Genomic DNA, 19,311 nt, shown 5'->3' with positions numbered 1-19,311 from the left:
ATGGTCGAGACGTCTATTTCGGACCTGCTGTGTGAACGGGCCAGTCTGCAGCCCAACGACACGGCGTTCACGTTCATCGATTACGAGCGGGACTGGAACGGGGTCGCCGAGACCCTGACGTGGTCGCAGCTGTACCGGCGGACGGTGAATGCCGCACGAGCGCTTCAACATTGCGGGGCGACGGGCGACCGCGCCGTGATCATGGCCCCGCAGGGCCTCGACTACATCGTGGCGTTCCTTGGCGCGTTGCACGCGGGACAGGTCGCGGTTCCGCTGGCGCTGCCGCTGGGGGGCGTCAGCGACGAGCGCGTCGACTCGGTGCTGCGTGACGCGTCGCCGACCGTCATCCTCACCACGTCCTCCGCCGCGGAAACCATTGCGGGGTATGTCAAGTCGCAATCCGGCCGACCGGTGCCATCCGTCGTCGAGGTCGACCTGCTGGATCTGGACACCCAAGCCGCCTCCGGCGCCGGGGGCCAGAATCGCCCGGAGTTGGCCTATTTGCAATACACGTCCGGGTCGACCCGTCAACCTGCCGGGGTCATGGTCTCGCAGCGGAACCTGCTGGCCAACTTCGGGCAGATCATGTCCGACTTCTGCGCGGAGTACGGGGGCGTCGCCCCGCCGGACACCACCATCGTGTCGTGGCTGCCGTTTTATCACGACATGGGTTTGATCCTGGGCGTGTGTGCACCGGTCCTGGGTGGTATCCCCGCCGTGCTGACCAGCCCGGTGTCGTTCCTGCAGCGACCGGCCCGGTGGATGCAGTTGCTGGCCAAGGAAAGTCACACATTCTCGGCGGCACCGAACTTCGCTTTCGAGTTGGCGGCGCGTAAAACATCGGGCGAGGACATGGCCGGGCTGGACCTGGCCGACGTGCTGGTGATCCTCAGCGGGAGCGAACGGGTGCATCCCGCGACGCTGCGGCGTTTCACCGAGAAGTTCGCGCGCTTCAACCTGCCCGGCAAGGCGGTACGCCCCGCCTATGGACTGGCGGAGGCGACGGTCTATGCGTTGAGCCGCACACCGGCGCAGCCGCCCGAGATCGCGCACTTCGATTCCGAGAAGCTGGTCACCGGCACCGCGGAGCGGTGCGAAAGCCCCACCGGCACACCACTGGTCAGCTACGGGGTGCCGCGGTCACCGATGATCCGCATCGTCGATCCCGACACCGGGATCGAGTGTCCGGAGGGGACCGTCGGCGAGATCTGGATCCACGGCGACAACGTCGCGATGGGCTACTGGAAGAAACCGCAAGAGACCGAACGCACCTTCGGCGGTCGGCTGGCCGCCGCGTCGTCGGGCGCGCCCGAAGCGTCGTGGCTGCGCACCGGCGACTCGGGGTTCCTGTCCGATCGCGAGCTGTTCATCATCGGCCGCATCAAGGACCTGTTGATCGTCTACGGGCGTAACCACTCACCCGACGACATCGAAGCAACGGTTCAGGAGATCACCCGGGGCCGGTGCGCGGCGATCGCGGTTCCGCAGGGGGGCATGGAAAAGCTGGTCGTCATCATCGAAGTCAAGAATCAGGACCCGTCCCGCGAGGCCGCGGACAAGCTTGCGCTCGTCGAGCGCGAAGTCACCTCGGCGATCTCGAACTCCCACGGCATCGGGGTGGCGGATCTGGTCCTCGTGGCCCCGGGCTCGATACCGATCACCACGAGCGGCAAGGTGCGGCGCGCGTCGTGCGTCGAGCAATACCGGCAGGGTCAGTTCGCCCGGCTGAGCCGTTAGCCCGGTGACGGCGGGGTTCGCCGCCGACACCGCGGGGGAGGGCGGCAATAGACTTGCGCGCCAACGGCAACCGGCCGCGGGCCGGTCTCTTATTCGGGTGACCGGTGATTTTCGTCCGTCAGTCCGCGTCGTCGGCCTTTTTCCGTCCGCCCCAGGGCTTTCCTACCGGCCGCCAGCAAAACTGGTTGCTGCCCTGACGGTGCCAGAGATAGGTGTCGAGATCACCCAAGTTGCTGCGCGCCACAAACTTCCACATCGGAAAATCTGACGGAGTCGATTTTCGGTGCATCATCCCTCCCTCAGAAAAAGCGTTGCAGCGCGTCGAGAAGCGCGTTGAGAAGCGCAATTGACCGGACCGGAGCAGATCGAATTCGACACGGTTCGATAACGACCGGCCTTGTGCGACAAGCGTCTACCAACGCCGCCGGGCGTGGCGGCACGCCGCCGTCCGTCGTCTCGCGTCGCCGCGTGGCATGCGCGATTCCGTGTCATGTTCGGAGCCTATGGTCGCGGCCGCTACTACTGGGACGGCGCGAGCCAAATAGAGTAGTGCGAGAGGCGATTTAGGGTAGTGAGGTCGAATTAACTTGGCACACGGCGAATAACGCCCCCGCTAACCGCCGCCAAAGACGAAAAACCACAGGCATACTCGACACCCGCAAAATAGGCCGCAAATTCGCGCCAGCCCGCACCAGCCGGCCCGACCGCGATCCGTCCGACCGCACCGGTACGTTTGCGTCATGACATCGCTGCGGGACAAAGTCGTCTTCATCACCGGCGGCGCCCGGGGAATCGGCGCCGAGGTCGCTCGCCGGCTGAACGCGAAAGGCGCCCGGTTGGTGCTGACCGACCTCAACGACGCCGAACTGACCTCGCTTGCCGCGGAACTCGGCGAGGAGCGGGTGCTGACGGCCGTCGCGGACGTGCGCGATCTGTCGGCCATGCAGGCCGCCGCCGACCGCGCCGTCGAGCGATTCGGTGGCATCGACGTGGTGCTGGCCAACGCCGGCATCGCCAGCTACGGCTCGGTGGCCCAGGTCGACCCGGACGCGTTCCGGCGAGTCCTCGACATCAACGTGCTCGGCGTCTTTCACACCGTGCGAGCGACCTTACCCGCGGTGATCGAGCGCCGCGGCTACGTGCTGATCGTCTCGTCGCTGGCCGCCTACGCGGCCTGCCCGGGGCTGGCCCCCTACAACGCGTCGAAGGCCGGCGTCGAGATGCTGGCCAACGCGCTGCGACTGGAAGTGGCCCGGCACGGCGTCAAGGTCGGCTCGGCGCACATGTCCTGGATCAACACCGCGTTGGTTCGCGACACCCAGAACGACCTGCCGGCCTTCGATCGACTGCTCGCCAGCCTGCCCTGGCCGCTGAACAAGACGACGACGGTCGACAAATGCGCGGCCGCGTTCGTCAAGGGCATCCAGCGCCGCCGCACCCGCATCTACTGCCCACGGTGGGTGGCGCTGTTCCGCTGGGCCAAGCCGGTGCTGTCCAGTCGGCTCGGCGAAATGCCGCTGCACTCACCGACCGCCGAGCTGTTGCCCGCACTGGACGCCCAAGTCGCCGCGCTGGGCCGTTCGATGTCGGCCGCCAACGTGGAGTTGTTGCGGCCGGATTGCGGGTCGGCGCGCAACTAGTCGACGCTCGGCGAGCGAAATACCTAGCGCCCGAAGCCGGGCCGGCGACGGCGCAGATACCGCTCGAACTCGGCAGCCAGCGCGTCGCCGTCGATCTTGCCCAGCGCGTCGTTCATGTCGACCTCGGCGTCGCCGCGCTGTTCCAGCGACTGCACGTATTCGGCGAGATCCTCGTCCTCGGCGGTCATCTCGGTGACCGCCTGCTCCCACTCCTCGGCGTCGGTCGGCAGGTCGGCCAGTGGCACCTCGATGTCGAGCACGTCCTCGACGCGGCGCAGCAACGCCACCGTGGCCTTCGGGTTGGGCGGCTGGGACACGTAGTGCGGCACCGCCGCCCAGAACGTCACCGCCGGGATCCCGGCGGCCACGCACGCGTCCTGGAACACCCCGGCGATGCCGGTGGGGCCCTCGTAGCGGCTCTCCTCGAGCCCGAAGCGTTTGGCCGACTCGGGCGAGTAGGCCGCGCCGGACACCGGCACCGGCCGGGTGTGCGGGGTGTCGGCCAGCAGGGCGCCCAGGATCACCACGGTGTCCACGTTGAGCTTGTCGGCGATGGCCACCAGTTCGGCGCAGAAGGTGCGCCAGCGCATGTTGGGTTCCACGCCGTGCATCAACACCACGTCGCGGTCGCTGCCCGGCGGCCGGCAGTGCGAGATCCGCATCGCCGGCCACACCAGCTCGCGGGTCACCCCGTCCACCTGCCGGATCACCGGACGGTTCACCTGGTAGTCGTAGTAGGCCTCGTCGTCGATCTCCAGGATCGGGTCGGCCTCCCAGATGGCCTCGAGGTGCTCGAGGGCGTCGCTGGCCGCATCGCCGGCGTCGTTCCAGCCCTCGAACGCAGCCACGACGACGGTGTGGTGCAGTTCGGGCAGAGCGGCCTGGCCACTGGGTGCGCCATAGGGTGGGCCGTCGGGCGGGGTCACAGTTTTAGCGTACGGCCTTCCCCGCGACAATGTCCGAGGCGGCGTGGCCGTGTATCGGCGGCCGATCGGCGGTTTACCCGCGCCTTTGCATAGGCGGACTATCCTTACGGCGTGACTGCCGCCGACGAACACGCCGCGACGGGCACCGCGTCAATGGCGGCCGACCCGAGCCCGGACGGTTTCACCAACAGGAGTCGACACCGTCGCGCAGAAATACGCCCGGCCGCAATCTCGTTAACCTTGGTAACTATCATGTCGCCGACAGGATCTGCGAGCTGTCGATCCCGGCGATGAGTTGGGCGTCCGAACGTCGATCGGGTGACGACGTAGACTTTTCTGGTCGAGAGGCGTTGCAACGGATCCGGGTTCCCGCCGGCATCCGCCACGCTCGGCGAAGTCAAGGACGCCTTCCGTTATGGAAGGAGTGCACGTGACCGCCCCCGTGACCACCCCGGCGTCGGACAGCTTCGCGCCGAACATCCGCCCCGACTGCACCGACGAACTGACGGCGGCGCTGCGCCAGCGGATCATGGTGATCGACGGCGCCATGGGCACCGCGATCCAGCGGGACCGCCCCGACGAGGCCGGCTACCGCGGCGAGCGGTTCAAGGACTGGCCGAGCGATCTGGTCGGCAACAACGACCTGCTCAACCTGACGCAGCCGCAGATCATCGAGGGCATTCACCGCGAGTACCTCGAGGCGGGCGCCGACATCCTCGAGACCAACACCTTCAACGCGAACGCGATCTCGCTGTCCGACTACGGCATGGAGGAGCTGAGCTACGAGCTGAACTACGCCGGCGCCGCCCTGGCCCGTAAGGCCGCCGACGAGTTCAGCACCCCGGACAAGCCCCGCTACGTCGCCGGGGCGCTGGGGCCGACGTCGCGGACCGCGTCGATCTCGCCGGACGTCAACGATCCCGGGGCCCGCAACGTCACCTACGACGAGCTGGTCGCCGCCTACCTCGAGGCGGCCAACGGCCTGGTCGACGGCGGTGTCGACCTCCTGATCGTCGAGACGATCTTCGACACGTTGAACGCCAAGGCTGCGGTGTTCGCCCTCGAGACGCTGTTCGAACAGCGCGGGCGCCGCTGGCCGGTCATCATCTCGGGCACCATCACCGATGCCTCCGGGCGAACGCTGTCCGGGCAGGTCACCGAGGCGTTCTGGAACTCGATCCGGCACGCCAAGCCGATCGCGGTCGGGCTCAACTGCGCCCTGGGCGCACCGGAGATGCGGCCCTACATCGCCGAGGTGTCGCGCATCGCGGACACCTTCGTCTCCTGCTACCCGAACGCCGGCCTGCCCAACGCCTTCGGCGAGTACGACGAGTCCCCGGAGCGTCAGGCCTCCTACATCGCCGACTTCGCCGAGGCCGGCCTGGTCAACATCGTCGGCGGTTGCTGCGGAACCGCGCCGCCGCACATCGCCGAGATCGCCAAGGTCGTCGAGGGCAAGCCGCCGCGCGAGGTGCCGCAGATTCCGGTGGCCACCCGGCTCTCGGGCCTCGAGCCGCTCAACATCACCGACGACTCGCTGTTCGTGAACATCGGCGAGCGCACCAACATCACCGGCTCGGCCCGGTTCCGCAACCTGATCAAGGCCGAGGACTACGACACCGCGCTGTCGGTCGCCCTGCAGCAGGTGGAGGTCGGTGCCCAGGTCATCGACATCAACATGGACGAGGGCATGATCGACGGCGTCGCCGCGATGGACCGGTTCACCAGGCTGATCGCCGCCGAGCCGGACATCAGCCGGGTCCCGGTGATGATCGACTCCTCCAAGTGGGAGGTCATCGAGGCCGGCCTGAAGAACGTGCAGGGCAAGCCGATCGTCAACTCGATCTCTTTGAAGGAGGGCGAGGAGAAGTTCGTCCGCGAGGCGCGGCTGTGCCGCAAGTACGGCGCGGCCGTCGTCGTGATGGCCTTCGACGAACAGGGTCAGGCCGACAACCTGGAGCGCCGCAAACAGATCTGCGCACGCGCCTACCGCGTGCTGACCGAAGAGGTCGGCTTCCCGCCCGAGGACATCATCTTCGACCCCAACTGCTTCGCGCTGGCGACCGGCATCGAGGAGCACGCAACCTACGGCATCGACTTCATCGAGGCCTGCGCCTGGATCAAGGAGAACCTGCCGGGGGTGCACCTCTCCGGCGGCATCTCGAACGTGTCGTTCTCGTTCCGGGGAAACAACCCCGTCCGCGAGGCGATCCACTCGGTGTTCCTGTTCCACGCCATCAAGGCCGGCCTGGACATGGGCATCGTCAACGCCGGCGCGCTGGTGCCCTACGACTCGATCGACCCCGAGCTGCGGGACCGCATCGAGGACGTCGTGCTGAACCGCCGCGAGGACGCGGCCGAGAGGCTGCTGGAGATCGCCGAGCGGTTCAACAAGTCCGCAGATGCTTCGGAGGATTCGGCGGCGGCCGAGTGGCGCGGCCTGCCGGTCCGCGAGCGGATCACGCACGCCCTGGTCAAGGGCATCGACGCCCACGTCGACGAGGACACCGAGGAGTTGCGGGCCGAGATTGCCGCCGCGGGTGGCCGGCCGATCGAGGTGATCGAGGGCCCGCTGATGGACGGCATGAACGTCGTCGGCGACCTGTTCGGCTCCGGCAAGATGTTTTTGCCCCAGGTGGTGAAGTCGGCCCGGGTGATGAAGAAGGCCGTCGCCTACCTGCTGCCGTTCATCGAGGCGGAGAAGGAAGAGTCCGGCGTGTCCGGTTCCAAGGACACCAACGGCACCATCGTGATGGCGACCGTCAAGGGCGACGTCCACGACATCGGCAAGAACATCGTCGGAGTTGTCTTGCAGTGCAACAACTTCGAGGTGATCGACCTCGGTGTGATGGTGCCGGCCCAGAAGATCCTCGATGCTGCGAAAGAGCACGACGCCGACATCATCGGGCTGTCCGGCCTGATCACCCCGTCCCTGGACGAGATGTCCAACTTCGCCGCCGAGATGGAACGCGAGGGCCTGCAGATCCCGCTGCTGATCGGCGGCGCGACCACCTCGCGCGCCCACACGGCCGTGAAGATCTCGCCGCGGCGTTCCGGCCCGGTGGTCTGGGTCAAGGACGCCTCCCGCTCGGTGCCGGTCGCCGCCGCGCTGCTGGACGACAAGCAGCGGCCCGCCCTGCTGGAGGCCACCGAGAAGGACTACGCGTCGCTGCGGGAACGGCACGCCCAGAAGAACGAGCGGCCGATGGTGACGCTGGAAAAGGCCCGCGCCAACCGGACGCCGATCGACTGGGACGGCTACACGCCGCCGGTGCCCGCGACCGGTGCGGGAATACGGGAATTTCAGGACTACGACCTCGCCGAGCTGCGCGAGTACATCGACTGGCAGCCGTTCTTCAACGCCTGGGAGATGAAGGGTCGCTTCCCCGACATCCTCAACAACCCGGCCACCGGCGAGGCGGCCCGCAAGCTCTACGACGACGCCCAGGAGATGCTCGACACCCTGATCAAGGAGAAGTGGCTGACGGCCAACGCGGTGATCGGGTTCTTCCCGGCGAACGCGATCGGCCCGGGTTTCGAAGACATCGAGCTGTACACCGACGACACCCGCACCGAGGTGCTGACCACGCTGCACAACCTGCGCCAGCAGGGCGAGCACCGCGACGGAATCCCGAACCGGTCGCTGGGCGACTACGTCGCCCCCAAAGAAACGGGGCACCGGGACTACATCGGCGCCTTCGCGGTGACCGCGGGGCTGGGCAGCCAGGAGAAGATCGCGGAGTTCAAGGCGGCCCTGGACGACTACAGCGCGATCCTGCTGGAGTCGATCGCCGACCGGCTGGCGGAGGCGTTCGCCGAACGGATGCACCAGCGGGTCCGCAAGGAGTTCTGGGGCTACCAGCCCGACGAGCAACTGGACAACGACGCACTCATCGACGAGAAGTACCGGGGAATCCGGCCCGCGCCGGGCTACCCGGCCTGCCCGGAGCACACCGAGAAGGTGACGCTGTGGAAGTTGATGGACGTCAAGGAGCGCACCGGCATCGAGCTGACGGAGTCGATGGCCATGTGGCCCGGCGCCGCCGTCAGCGGTTGGTATTTCTCGCACCCGCAGTCGCAGTACTTCGTGGTCGGGCGGTTGGCCCAGGACCAGGTCGCCGACTACGCGAAGCGCAAGGGCTGGACGCTGGCCGAGGCCGAGCGCTGGCTGGCCCCCAACCTCGGCTACAACCCCGAGGACTGAGCGGTACGCCACCGGCTAGACGCGCAGCACGGAACCCAAGGCGGACAACGGGATATGCGCCTGCACGGTGCCGCCGTCCATGAACCACTGCGGCAGACCGGTGGCGAAGTTGATCGGTTCGTCGTGGCCGACGGGATAGTCCGGCATGTACAGGATCAACTCGTCGGGGGTGATCGCCCAGGCCTTGTACGCCCCGGAGTAGACCTTGTCCGGCGTCCACCGGTCGACGACGAACGGGTAGGTGCCCGGGTCGTGCGGCGGCGGTGCCTGGTTGAGTGCCGTCTCGATAAACGGTTGCGCCAGTGGGGGAATGGCGGTCAGCGGGTTTGACGTCGTCAGGTCCGCGAGTTGTACCCTTCGGCCGCTTGCCATGTCGAAGGTGAAGGTCCGGTAGGCGTTGTTGGGCTTGGGCCCGTCGGCGTGATAGTCCTCGTGGAACACCGCGCTGAGCAGGCTGGCATGCCGGAACACCTCGAAGTTCTCCTCGCCGTAACTGTCGGCGGCCATGCTGGAGTTGGCATTTCGCCAGTTGTTGACCAGCGTGCGCAGGTAGTCGCGGATCACCGGTCCGATGGTCGGGTTGTCGACCAGGTCGTCGGGCACGGCGACCTTGATGTCGCGGACGGCGTTGCGTTCCGACGTCACCGAGGTGTGGCAGTACTGGCCGTCCCAGTCGCCGCCCAGCTCGCCGCAGAACGACGGTGCCGACGCGTGGACCTTGCCGGTGCCGGGAATGGTTGCGGCCGTGAGCAATACCAGCGCCGCAAGGATCCGGGGGATCACAGCAGCTGCACTTTGCTTGCGCGCCAACGGCCGTCGACCTTTTCCATGGTCATCTTGATCCGGCTGCGGTCGATGCGCGGGTCGGGCGCGGCGGTGTTGGTGACGGTCTGGTCGATGAACAGCAGCACCACGACCTTGCCGGTGGAGGCGGACTGAATGGCAGAATCCACCACCACGCCGTGGGCGGTGGCCTTGTTGTCGATCAGCAATTGCCGAAGCTTGACACTGGACTGGGTGTACATGTCCTTGAACTCCCCGGTCGCACCGTCGAGCACCTGCTTGAAGTTCTCGTCGACCTTGTTGGAATCGATGCTGGTGAGCACTGCGCGTAGACGATGGCGGCCTGCTGGGCCTGTTCACCGGCCGCCTTCACCTGATGCTCCTGCCATTGCCGCCAGCCCAGGAAGCCCGAAACGGCAAGGGAGGCAACGAGTAACAACGGCAGCACGCTGCGACGCAGGTAGCGCCGCCAGGGCCGCTTGCGGCGCTCGCGCCCGCGACGCTTGCCGGTGAGCAGTTCGCCCCCGTCTTCGGCTTCGTCTGGGGCTTCGTCTTCGGCTTCGTCGCCTTCGGCTTCGTCGGTTTCGGCCTCGTCGGTTTGCTCGCCGGCCTGCTCGGCGATCGCGTTCTCGACGTCGTCGCCCGCGGCGTCGTCGGCCGGCTCGGTCTCGGCGGCCGTGTCGGGCTTCGGGTTCTTCTCGGTGGTCACGATCACGATCATCTCCTAGGGATCGGCTCGGCTGGTTTCCGGCTCAGTGCGGCGGTTCGATCGGCAGCTGCGGGCCGCCGTAAGGGGTGGGGATGGTGTAGCGGCCCCGGGGTGTGGGATCGGTTCGCCGGCCCAGGTCTGCCCCCGGCGGCGGGCCGGCGGTGTCGTCGCCGCCCGGTCGCGGCGCGTTCTTGGCGCCCCGGATGGACACCGCGGGATCGTCGTCGCGGCAGTAGGTGTACATGAACGGCTCGTAGTAGTCGGCGGCGGAGGAGGCGTGCGCCGGTGTGCCGTAGTCGCACACATAGCGGGGGTAGAGGTCGGCCGTCGCCCACACGCCGTGGTCGTGAAAGACGCTCGTCACCGCGTCCAGCACCGAGCCGCGGTAATCGGGGAACAGCGCGTTGAGCGCCGGGACGCGCAGATAGAGAAGCTGCGACATGGTGGCCATGCTGCCCAGCAACTGCACCATGGTGTCGGAGTTGTCCGCGAACAGATTGTCGACGGCCGAAAGTGTTTGCGGCGTCTGCGAAGTCAACCGGCGGTAGCCGGCCTGCATCCGGGCGACACCCGTCAGCGTGTGGTTGAGTTCGGTTGCGGCGGCGCCTAATCCGTTGTTCTTGTCGCTGGCCAGATTCAGCACGACGCGGCTGGTCTTGATGATGCTGGTGGTTTCGGGCAGCACCGAGTCGAGCGTGGAAAGCAGGAACAGACCGCCGTCGACGATTGCCGTCAACTTCGCCGGGCCCTCCTTGCTCAGGCTCAGCTCCTTTTTGATCAGCTCGATCTTGCGCGGATCCACCTGGGCCAGCAATCCGTCGGCGTCACCGAGCAATTGGGCCAGGCTGACCGGGACGGTGGTGCGCTCGGAGGTGATGAAGCTGCCGTCGTGCAGATAGGGCCCGGCGTCGGAGGCGGCCTCGAAATTGATGAATTGCTCGCCGGCCGGCGACAGCGCCGACACGTGCGCGACGGTGTTCGCCGGGATGCGCACCTTCGACGTGATGGCGGCGACGGCGTTGACGCCGTTGTCGGTGATCTGCAGCGACTCGATTCGTCCGATCCGCACCCCGCGCAGCGCCACATCCTGATTCGGCAGCAACCCACCGGATTCCGGCAACTGCACGGTGACGCGGTAGGACGACGCGAACGGCGTCACCCGCAACGCGCCGATCAACAGATAGGCGGTCGCGACGACGAGGATCAGCACCAACCCCGCCACGGACAGCCAGACCTGCTGTCGATGACCCGTGCGCACCGCACGGACAACGAGATTGGCGAAGCCGGCGACGGCGCGGATCATGGCGGCGATCCCGGCTGCGGCGGGGGAGGTCCGGGGGCGACGTCGATCTGGCCGGGGACGGTGGGATCCGGCACGACGGGAACCTGCGGCGCGTTGGGCCCGCGGCCGACCACGCGCTCCTGCAGCCGCCACAGCGTGTACTTGAGGGTGCCGACCAGCAGGTTGACGTTGTAGTGGTGCGGCCCGTGCAGCCCGATGTCGCCGGGGAAGCCGATGTCGGGGAGCGATCCCAGCATGATCTTGTCCACGCTGACGTTCACCGAAATCGAGTTTCCCGCCGTCGATTTGACCAACGCCGGGATCAGCCGGTTGATCGATTGCCAGCTGGTGTCCGGGCTCACCGCGACGTCGTTGGCGGCCCCGGCGATCGCGTTCAGGTCGCGGATCATGCTGCGCCCGCTGGTGTCGGTCCCGCCCAGCGCGGGGAAGCGGGCCAGCAGCCGCGAGGTGTCACCCACCTGCTGGGCGACCTCGGACAGCTCGCCGGTGTTGTCGGCCAGGGCCGAGGTGGCGGGACCGGCGGCCGTCATCAGATCGGTGATGGTGTGGTTCTTGGCGTCGAGTTGGTCGGCGAGAGTGGACAATTGCGTCAACGCGGCCGAGATCTGGTCGGACCGGGCATCCAGCGTCCCGAGCAGCTCGTTGGACTTGCGGATCATGTCCCCGAAGGCCTGGCCCTGGTCGCCGGTCGCCTTGCCGAAGCCGTTGATGATGTTGGTGAAATTGCGCACCGCGCCGCCGTTCACCAGCACAGCCGCCGAGCTGAGCACCGACTCGACCGTCGCGGCCGCCGCGGTGGACTCCAGGCCGATGGTGTCGCCGTTCTTCAGCAGGGGCGCGTCGTGATCGCCCGGCGGGGGTTTCAGCGCGACGAACACGTCGTCCAGCGGTGTGGCGGTGCGCAATTCGGCCGTGCTGCCCCGGGGCAGTTGCACTCCGTCGCGGATGCGCAGCCGGGTGAGCGCGGTGTAGTTGCGGGCCACCATCGATTCGAGCTGCCCGACGTCCGCGCCGGCGAGTTTGACCTTGGCGTTCATCGGCAGGTTGAGCGCGTTGGAGAACACCGCGTTCAGCGAATAACCCCCTGATCCCAGCCCCGGGGCCGGAAGTGGCAGGCTGGCAAGGCCATTCGTGGCGCAGCCCGCGGTGGCCATCGTCACAGCCATCGCCGCGGCCAGCGCCGTGAGCCTTCCCCACGCGCCCGTCGCCGTCATTTCTGTCCCATGGCGGCCAGGCCGTCGAGCACATAGGTCAGCCCGAAGTCCGGGCCGAAGTCCTGGATCGTGCCGGTGCTGCAGCCGAGTTGTCGCAGGCCCATCAGGTTGCAGATCTCTTTGGTGTACTGGCTGTCGAACAGCAACCGGTCGGTGAGGAAGCGGGCGCGGACGCTGCCGTTCGCCCGGTCGATCATGTTGTAGGCGTTGTCGGCCACCAGGGGGGCCAGGTCCAGCAGCTCGGCCAGGTCGCGCCGCTGGTCGGTCACGGTCTTCAGCGTGTCGTTGCCGCTGAGCACGGCGTGCTTGATGTTGTCGCGGTTGGCGTCGAGCAGGTCGCCGGCCCGCTGGATCAGCTGGTCGAGTTTGTGTCCGGTGTTGCCGCTGCCGAGGTCCTCGTCGGCCATGATCTGGCTGACTTGGTGAATGGTGGAGGCGAATTCGCGCAGTTTGGTGTCGTTGCTGGCCACGGCGTCGAACAGGGTGCTGAGGTTCTTGACGATCGTGGTGATCTGTTCGCGGGTGGCCGCGCCGCCGTCACTGGACAGCCGCAACGCCTTGGACAGCTCACCGAGGGCCGCCTTGATCTTTTCGCCGTTGCCGTTGACCACCTCGGCACCGCCGCCCAGCACGTCGGCGATCGGGCCGCCGCCGTGGCCGTCGCCCTCCAGCGACTTGGTCACCTTGTCCAAAACATTGAGGACACTGCTGAATTCGACGGGCGTCTTGGTCCGCGGCAACCCGATGGTGTCGTGGTTACCCAGGACGGGGCCGCCGCGGTAGGGCGGCGTGAGTTCGATCTGCCGGTCGGTGAGGATGGAGGTCGACACGGTGACGGCCTGCGCGTTGGCGGGAACCTTGACGCCGCGGTCGACGGTGAACTCGACCTCGACGTAGCCGCCCCTGGGGTTGATCTTGGTGATCTTGCCCACCGGCATGCCCAGCACCGCCACCACATTGCCCTCGTAAAGCCCTGAGGCGCTGTCGAATTGGGCGGTCACCGTGATCGTGTCGTCGTCGGGGCGCAGCAGCCACCATCCGATGCCGACGGCGGCGGCGACCACAGCCACGCCGGCCACCACGGCCAGCGCCTTCGTGCCGAGCCGCGTCACTTGCAGTCCTTGAAGTACTGGATCATGCCGAACTGCTTGGCACGGCCGCTGATCGCGCACATCCACGAGTCGATCAGCGGGACGTTGGGCGCGTTGAAATTGATCGCGTTGCCGTCACCGGTGAGGTTGGCCGCCTCGCGGAAGAAGATCGGGCTGACCTGCAGCAGGCTGTGCAGCAGGTCGTCGTGCGCGGACACCAGGCCGGTGAAATCGCGGATGTCTTTGAGCAGCGCGTCCACCCCCGACCGGTCGTTGACCACCACCCGACTGAGGGTGTCGACCAGGCTGGACAGGGATCGCATCATGGCGTGGAAGACCGCGCGCCGTGCCACGAATTGGCCCAGCAGGTCCTGGCCCTGGTCGACGAGCGCGCCGATGCCGGCCTGCTGGCGGCGCAGCGTGTTGGTCACCTGTTCGGTGCTGCGCAGCAGCTGCCCGAGTTGATCGCGCCGGGTCGCGATGATCGACGACAGCGTGTCGATGTTCGTGATCGCCTGCGGCACAACGGCCGGCAGGCCCTCGAGTTGCTTGCCCAGCACCGCCAGCGACTGGGCAAACCGGTCGGAGTCGACCTGCTCGAAGGTGGTGGTGGCGTCCTGCAATGCGGCCTGCAGGTCGTAGGGGACCTCGGTGTGCGCCAGGTCGAAGGTGTTGCCGGGCAGGCGCGCCGGGCCATTGGGTTCCAGCGCAAGGTAGCGCGAACCCAGGATGGTGGTGACCCGGATCTGGGCCCGGGAATCCTTGCCGAAGCTGATGTTGTCGCGCACCTTCAGACCCGCCTCGACGTGGTCGCCGACGAGCTTCATGCTGGTGACCGTGCCCACCGGGATGCCCGCCACCACGATCGGGTTGCCGGCGCGCAGCGACGCCGCTTGCGCAAACTCGGCCGTGTAGTGCCGGTATCCGGCGCCGAGCGCGTGCACCACCAGCATGACCGCGATCACCGCCGCGACCACCGCGACGGCGACGAACCCGAGCCAGGTCTTGTTGTAGCTCTCCAGCGGGCGCTTCGTCAGTGCCGAAAGTCGTTGCCGCACAGACCTGTCGAGCATCGATCCTGCCGTGGTCCCGGCCATCAACTCAACCATCGACGGTGCTCCTGCATCTCGGGGTGTGCCAGGCCCGGTTGCCGGGTGTGGCGGCGTTGATGATGATCGGCACGACGTCGTTGAGTCCCGGGAAAAATCCCATGAAGTTCACGTCGCACACGTAGGCGTTGCCGTAGGCGCCCTGGTTGCCCACCCGGGTGAGCCCCTTCAACAGCAGCGGGATGTTGTCGCCGAAGAAGGCCACCTGCGGTTCGACGTCCATGATGTGTTTGGTGACGCCCGGTTGGCGGTCGATGAACTCACGCAGCGCCGGGTACACGTCGGCGGCGGAGGCCGACAGCCGATCGCTCAGCCGGGCCAGCGACCCCACCGAGGCCACCAGGTCCGGGCGTCGCCGGTCGAGTTCCCCGACCACGCTGCGGGTCTGGGTGATGACCTCGTCGAGGTTGTCGTTCTGCGCCGCCAGGTTGCCCACCACCTTGTTCAGGTTGGTGATCACGTTGCCGAGCGCCTGGTCGCGGCCGGCGAAAGTCTGTGTGAGCGTGGAAGTCTGGCCGACCAGGGTGGCCAGCGACGACGTGTCGCCCTGCAGCGAGGCGATGATGCCCTTGGTCAGGTTGTCGGCGTCGTGCGGGTTGAGCAGGCTGAACAACGGTTCGTAGCCGTTGAGCAGCGTGGTGACGTCGAACGAGGGTTCGGTGCGTTCCAGCGGAATGGTGCTGCCCGGCGGAAGCTGCGCTGGATTGCCCTCCTTGCCCAACGACAGGCCGAGATAGCGCTGGCCGACGATGTTCTGGTAGGTGACCGACGCCAGGGTGTTCCCGTACAGCCGCTGTTCGGACTGCACCACGAAGGAGACCTTCGCCAATTTCCCGTCCAGTTCGATCTTTTCGACCCGGCCCACCCGCACCCCGGCCATCCGCACGTCGTCACCTTCGCGCAGCCCGTACACATCGCTGAACACCGCCGAATACCGGGCCGTGTCGCCGGCCACGTCGCGGCGCAGGCTCACATACACCAGCCAGGTCAGCGTCAGCGAGACGATCATGAACAGCGTCAGCGCGATGAGCGGGCCGCGAAACCTCATTTGCCCTCCCCGGGTCGAGGCGCGGGGGACGGCCCGGGCGGATGCGCCAGCGACACCGTCGTTCCGCGGGCGACCGGGCCCAGCAGCAACTGGGTGGCCTCCGACGCGGGTCCACCGGTGATCGCGCCCAGCATGGTTCGTTCGTATTGGCTCCCCACGGGACCCACGTTGCCCCCGAACGACGGCCGGAACGAGGACTGGGGAATCCAAGGGGCCTTGGGCGCCACCGGCGCGACCCACGGTTGCTGCGGTTGCGGTGTCGCCGGCGCCCCCGGTGACGGGTTGTCCGGATTGGCGCTCCCGGGCACCGGCGGCGACGGGGTGATCCCCGGGGCCAGTGGGGGATTGGGGTCGGTCAAATTCGGGGTGGGGTTGATCAGCGGCGGGCCCACCGCGACGAGGTTCCCGTCCGGGCCGATCACCGTGCCCGGCGGCGGCGCCAGATCCTTGGGCGGCTGATAGTTCTGTGGCAGCAGCACGTCGGGCAGGTCGGGCCGCACCGGAATCAGCGGGGCGGTGAAGCAGCTGGGCCCCTTCAGCTCTCCGTAATGCGGGCAGTCGGCGCGGGTGTAGGTGGAGCTGGGGGTGAAGGTCAGCATCGCGCGCATGTTGCCCAGGTTGGTCTGCGGGTTCCAGACCTGCTCCATGAACTGGTTGGCCAGGTTGTCCAGTTTGGTGACCGCGGGCACGAAGTTGTTCGACTTCTGCGCCAACACACCGAGCACCGGTGTGAAATCTGCGGTGATCCTGATCAATTGGTCGATGTGGTTGTCGAAGGACTGACGCGTCGTCCCCACCGTGTAGTCGGCGCCCGACAGCAGCGACGCCAGCTGGCCGCGTGTCTCGGCGAAGGTCTGCATCGGCTCGACGGCCTGGTGCAACGCGTCCAACAGATCCGGCGCCGTCTGCGCCAGGCCCCGCGTCGCATCCAACAGGGCCGACACCGTGGATGGGCCGGTGTCGGTGCTGACAATCGAATTGAGTTGATCGAGAAGGCGATTCAGTTGCGCCCCGGCGTTGAGCAGGCTGACCCGCCGATGATCGGTAGCCGCCCCCAGGGCGGCCAGAATTCCCACCGACCTGTCATCGCGGCCGCGCCCCGCGGCGGCGAGCAGATCGCGCAGCTTGCTGACCGTCGTCTGGAACAACACGGTCGGCAGCCGCTTGTCCTCCGGAATATGGGCGCCGTCACGGATTTTCGAGCCGGGCCCGTTACCCACCAGTTGCACCGACGACACGGCGAACACGTTGCTGGGCACTACTCGTGCGGTCACACTGGCCGGAATCGACTTGGCGTAGTCCTCTTTCAGGTTGATGTGGACATAGTTGGGTTTGCCGTGGGCCGCGGGGACGACGTCGTCGACCATGCCGACCAGCACGCCGTGGTATTTGACGTCCGACTTCTGCGGCAGGCCGTCGCCCACGTTGACCAGGTCGGCCACCACCCGCACGTAATCGTCCAGCCTGCCAGTCGATTTCACCAACATCACGGTGGTGAGCAGGGCGCTGACCACCAGCACCGCGATGCCGATGCCGAACAGCTGCCGGTCCGAGGGGCCGCGTCCGTCCAGCTCAAAGGAATTGGGCATCGTCCACCGACCTCGCCACCGGCCTACCCGCCGAACCTTGCGCCGGAATCGACGCCCCACAGCGCCATGGTGAGCAGCATGTTCACGATGATCACCACCGTGATGCTGGCCCGCATGCCGTGCCCCGCGGCCACCCCGACGCCCTCGGGCCCGCCGCTCGCGTAATACCCGTAGTAGCACTGGATCGTGGAGGCGATCCACACGAAGACGACCGCCTTGAACAGCGAGTAGACGATGTCCTGGCCGGCCAGCATCAGGGTGAAGTAGTGCAGGTAGGACCCGGTCGAGCCGCCACTGCCGATGCTCACCACGATTTGGGTGCTCAGGTAACCGATCGCCAGGCATGCCGCGTACAGCGGGACGATCGCCACCACCGACGCGATCAGCCGGGTGGTCACCAAGTAGGGGATCGGGCGAATGGCAATCGATTCCATCGCGTCGATCTCCTCGGCGATGCGCATGGATCCCAGCTGGGCGGTGAAGCGGCAGCCGCCCTGCATCGCGAAGGCCAGCGACGCCATCAGCGGGGCCAGCTCGCGGGTGTTGACCAACGAGGAGACGAATCCGGTGGCCGGTCCCAGGCCGAGGAGGTCCAGGAAGTTGTAGCCCTCGATGCCGACCAGTGCGCCGACCGTCATCCCCAGCACCACGGCCACGCCCGCGGTGCCGCCGCCCACCACGATCGACCCGTTGCCCCAGGTGATGTTCGACAGCAGCCGCAGGAACTCGCCGCTGTACTGGCGCAGGGCCAGCGGGACGGCCACCAGCGCCCGGACGAAGAAGACCAGCAGATGGCCGAGCCGGATGACCGGGACCTTGCCCCTGCGGTAGAGCCGCGCCAGCGGCACCGAGATCGGCGCGAAGGGTTGGTATGCCGAGGCCGTCACGTCACAGCCCCGTCCTGGGCGACAACATGATGTAGAGCTGGCTGATCGCGACATTGACGATCATCAACAGCAGAATCGCCTCCACCACAGCGGCGTTCACCGAATTGGCCACGCCGGTCGGTCCGCCCTTGGTGGACAAGCCTTTCTGGCTCGACACGATCGCCACGATGGCGCCGAACACGATCGCCTTGAGCAGCGCCAGGATCATGTCACCGGTCGTCGCGAACGACGCGAAGGTGGACACGAAACTGCCCGGCGCCCCGTTCTGGAAGTACACGTTGAACATGTAGCTGGCGAAGAATCCGGCGAAACACACGACACCGGTGAGTGCCACGCCGATCATCACCGCCGCGGCGAAGCGCGGCACCACCAGGCGACGGACCACCGAGACGCCCATCACCTCCATCGCGTCGGTCTCTTCGCGCATGGTTCGCGAACCCAGGTCGGCGGTGATCGCCGACCCGACCGCCGACGCCATCAGCACCGCGGCGACCAGCGACGCGCCCTGCCGGATCACGGCGAGCCCGCTGGCCGCGCCGGCCAGCGAGGTGGCGCCCACCTGCCCGGCCAGCAACGCGAACTGGATGGACAGGGTGACGCTGATCGGCAGCGAGACCAGGATGGTGGGCAACACGGCGGTGCCGGCCATGAACGCGCCCTGGCGGACGAATTCCTGCCATTGGAATCGCCCGGTGATCAGGTCGTAGAAGAAGTACTGGATGGTGCGCACCCCCAGCACGAACTGCTCGCCGACCGTCGTCAGTGAGGCCACCGGGTGACGTTTGACGTAGCCGACCGACCAGTTCCGGATGGCAGCAACGCCGTCGACGCCGTCGAGTGGCGTGGTCAAGGTCGCGGTCATCGCGGCGTGACCAGCGGTCCGTTCAGCAAACCCATGGCACAGGTCATTGCGTACCAGCTACCGCGTTCATCGGCCCTCTTCCCACCCCTGAATCCTGAGTGCCGCGCGAACGTCGTTGGGCGCCATTGACTCTAACTTTATTAAAATAGTGTCAACAAGCCCCACAAGTCCGCAGTTCATTGGCGTGTGCTGCATCACACTAGCCTACG

Annotated in this window: 13 protein-coding genes and 1 pseudogene; 3 read left to right on the top strand and 11 right to left on the bottom strand. The window is 67.1% G+C overall.

Annotated elements, in window-relative coordinates; genetic code table 11:
- Together MAA44156_RS09170 and MAA44156_RS09165 are read left to right on the top strand one after the other, a co-directional pair.
- On the top strand, window positions 1-1,737 hold the full coding sequence (locus tag MAA44156_RS09170) for an AMP-binding protein (protein ID WP_009976600.1): 1,737 nt from the start codon (window positions 1-3) through the stop codon (window positions 1,735-1,737).
- A 740-nt stretch (window positions 1,738-2,477) separates the two neighbouring features.
- A complete protein-coding gene (locus tag MAA44156_RS09165; RefSeq protein ID WP_009976604.1) occupies window positions 2,478-3,377 on the top strand; it encodes an SDR family oxidoreductase in 900 nt (299 codons plus the stop codon).
- Between the two features lie 23 nt (window positions 3,378-3,400).
- On the opposite strand, the gene MAA44156_RS09160 is transcribed toward MAA44156_RS09165, so the two are convergent.
- Entirely contained in the window at window positions 3,401-4,303 is a 903-nt protein-coding gene (locus MAA44156_RS09160; RefSeq protein WP_003872187.1) for a PAC2 family protein, read from the bottom strand.
- Between the two features lie 415 nt (window positions 4,304-4,718).
- Here MAA44156_RS09160 and metH point away from each other — a divergent pair, with 415 nt between their 5' ends.
- Window positions 4,719-8,507 carry a methionine synthase gene (gene metH / locus MAA44156_RS09155; protein ID WP_023879992.1) on the top strand — a complete coding sequence of 1,263 codons (3,789 nt, stop codon included), beginning with the start codon at window positions 4,719-4,721 and terminating at the stop codon, window positions 8,505-8,507.
- Between the two features lie 15 nt (window positions 8,508-8,522).
- Here metH and MAA44156_RS09150 read toward each other — a convergent pair whose 3' ends face one another.
- The 10 genes and pseudogenes from MAA44156_RS09150 to MAA44156_RS09105 form a co-directional block, all read right to left on the bottom strand.
- Entirely contained in the window at window positions 8,523-9,290 is a 768-nt protein-coding gene (locus MAA44156_RS09150) for a mannan-binding family protein (protein WP_009976607.1), read from the bottom strand.
- Window positions 9,287-10,011, bottom strand: a pseudogene (locus MAA44156_RS09145) (DUF3329 domain-containing protein). Before MAA44156_RS09145 ends, MAA44156_RS09150 begins: the two are co-directional and overlap by 4 nt.
- Window positions 10,012-10,042: 31 nt before the next feature.
- A complete protein-coding gene (locus tag MAA44156_RS09140; RefSeq protein ID WP_009976609.1) occupies window positions 10,043-11,302 on the bottom strand; it encodes an MlaD family protein in 1,260 nt (419 codons plus the stop codon).
- Window positions 11,299-12,516 (bottom strand): MlaD family protein, encoded by a 1,218-nt coding sequence (locus tag MAA44156_RS09135; RefSeq protein WP_029248470.1) that lies wholly within the window; start codon window positions 12,514-12,516, stop codon window positions 11,299-11,301. The genes MAA44156_RS09140 and MAA44156_RS09135 overlap by 4 nt, the downstream gene beginning before the upstream one ends.
- A complete protein-coding gene (locus MAA44156_RS09130; RefSeq protein ID WP_009976612.1) occupies window positions 12,513-13,628 on the bottom strand; it encodes an MCE family protein in 1,116 nt (371 codons plus the stop codon). The genes MAA44156_RS09135 and MAA44156_RS09130 overlap by 4 nt, the downstream gene beginning before the upstream one ends.
- On the bottom strand, window positions 13,625-14,680 hold the full coding sequence (locus MAA44156_RS09125) for an MCE family protein (RefSeq protein ID WP_029248471.1): 1,056 nt from the start codon (window positions 14,678-14,680) through the stop codon (window positions 13,625-13,627). The genes MAA44156_RS09130 and MAA44156_RS09125 overlap by 4 nt, the downstream gene beginning before the upstream one ends.
- 28 nt (window positions 14,681-14,708) lie before the next feature.
- Window positions 14,709-15,764 carry an MlaD family protein gene (locus MAA44156_RS09120; protein ID WP_009976615.1) on the bottom strand — a complete coding sequence of 352 codons (1,056 nt, stop codon included), beginning with the start codon at window positions 15,762-15,764 and terminating at the stop codon, window positions 14,709-14,711.
- Window positions 15,761-17,353: an MlaD family protein gene (locus tag MAA44156_RS09115; protein WP_009976616.1), complete on the bottom strand. Its 1,593-nt coding sequence runs from the start codon at window positions 17,351-17,353 to the stop codon at window positions 15,761-15,763. Before MAA44156_RS09115 ends, MAA44156_RS09120 begins: the two co-directional genes overlap by 4 nt.
- A gap of 23 nt (window positions 17,354-17,376) precedes the next feature.
- Window positions 17,377-18,240, bottom strand: coding sequence for an ABC transporter permease (locus tag MAA44156_RS09110; protein WP_009976617.1), 864 nt, complete (start codon window positions 18,238-18,240; stop codon window positions 17,377-17,379).
- Window position 18,241: 1 nt separating this feature from the next.
- Complete coding sequence (locus tag MAA44156_RS09105; RefSeq protein WP_003872176.1) at window positions 18,242-19,102, bottom strand: MlaE family ABC transporter permease; 861 nt, start codon at window positions 19,100-19,102, stop codon at window positions 18,242-18,244.
- Window positions 19,103-19,311: the final 209 nt, after the last annotated feature.

Source organism: Mycobacterium avium subsp. avium (assembly GCF_009741445.1).
GTDB lineage: Bacteria > Actinomycetota > Actinomycetes > Mycobacteriales > Mycobacteriaceae > Mycobacterium > Mycobacterium avium.
This window is presented reverse-complemented; position numbering and strand designations above follow the sequence as displayed.

Bases quoted from the DNA above. Each gene is read 5' to 3' on its own strand.
- MAA44156_RS09170 (WP_009976600.1), top strand. From the start codon at position 1: ATGGTCGAGACGTCTATTTCGGACCTGCTGTGTGAACGGGCCAGTCTG.
- MAA44156_RS09165 (WP_009976604.1), top strand. From the start codon at position 2,478: ATGACATCGCTGCGGGACAAAGTCGTCTTCATCACCGGCGGCGCCCGG.
- metH (WP_023879992.1), top strand. From the start codon at position 4,719: ATGGAAGGAGTGCACGTGACCGCCCCCGTGACCACCCCGGCGTCGGAC.
- MAA44156_RS09140 (WP_009976609.1), bottom strand. From the start codon at position 11,302: ATGATCCGCGCCGTCGCCGGCTTCGCCAATCTCGTTGTCCGTGCGGTG.
- MAA44156_RS09135 (WP_029248470.1), bottom strand. From the start codon at position 12,516: ATGACGGCGACGGGCGCGTGGGGAAGGCTCACGGCGCTGGCCGCGGCG.
- MAA44156_RS09125 (WP_029248471.1), bottom strand. From the start codon at position 14,680: ATGCTCGACAGGTCTGTGCGGCAACGACTTTCGGCACTGACGAAGCGC.
- MAA44156_RS09120 (WP_009976615.1), bottom strand. From the start codon at position 15,764: ATGAGGTTTCGCGGCCCGCTCATCGCGCTGACGCTGTTCATGATCGTC.
- MAA44156_RS09115 (WP_009976616.1), bottom strand. From the start codon at position 17,353: ATGCCCAATTCCTTTGAGCTGGACGGACGCGGCCCCTCGGACCGGCAG.
- MAA44156_RS09105 (WP_003872176.1), bottom strand. From the start codon at position 19,102: ATGACCGCGACCTTGACCACGCCACTCGACGGCGTCGACGGCGTTGCT.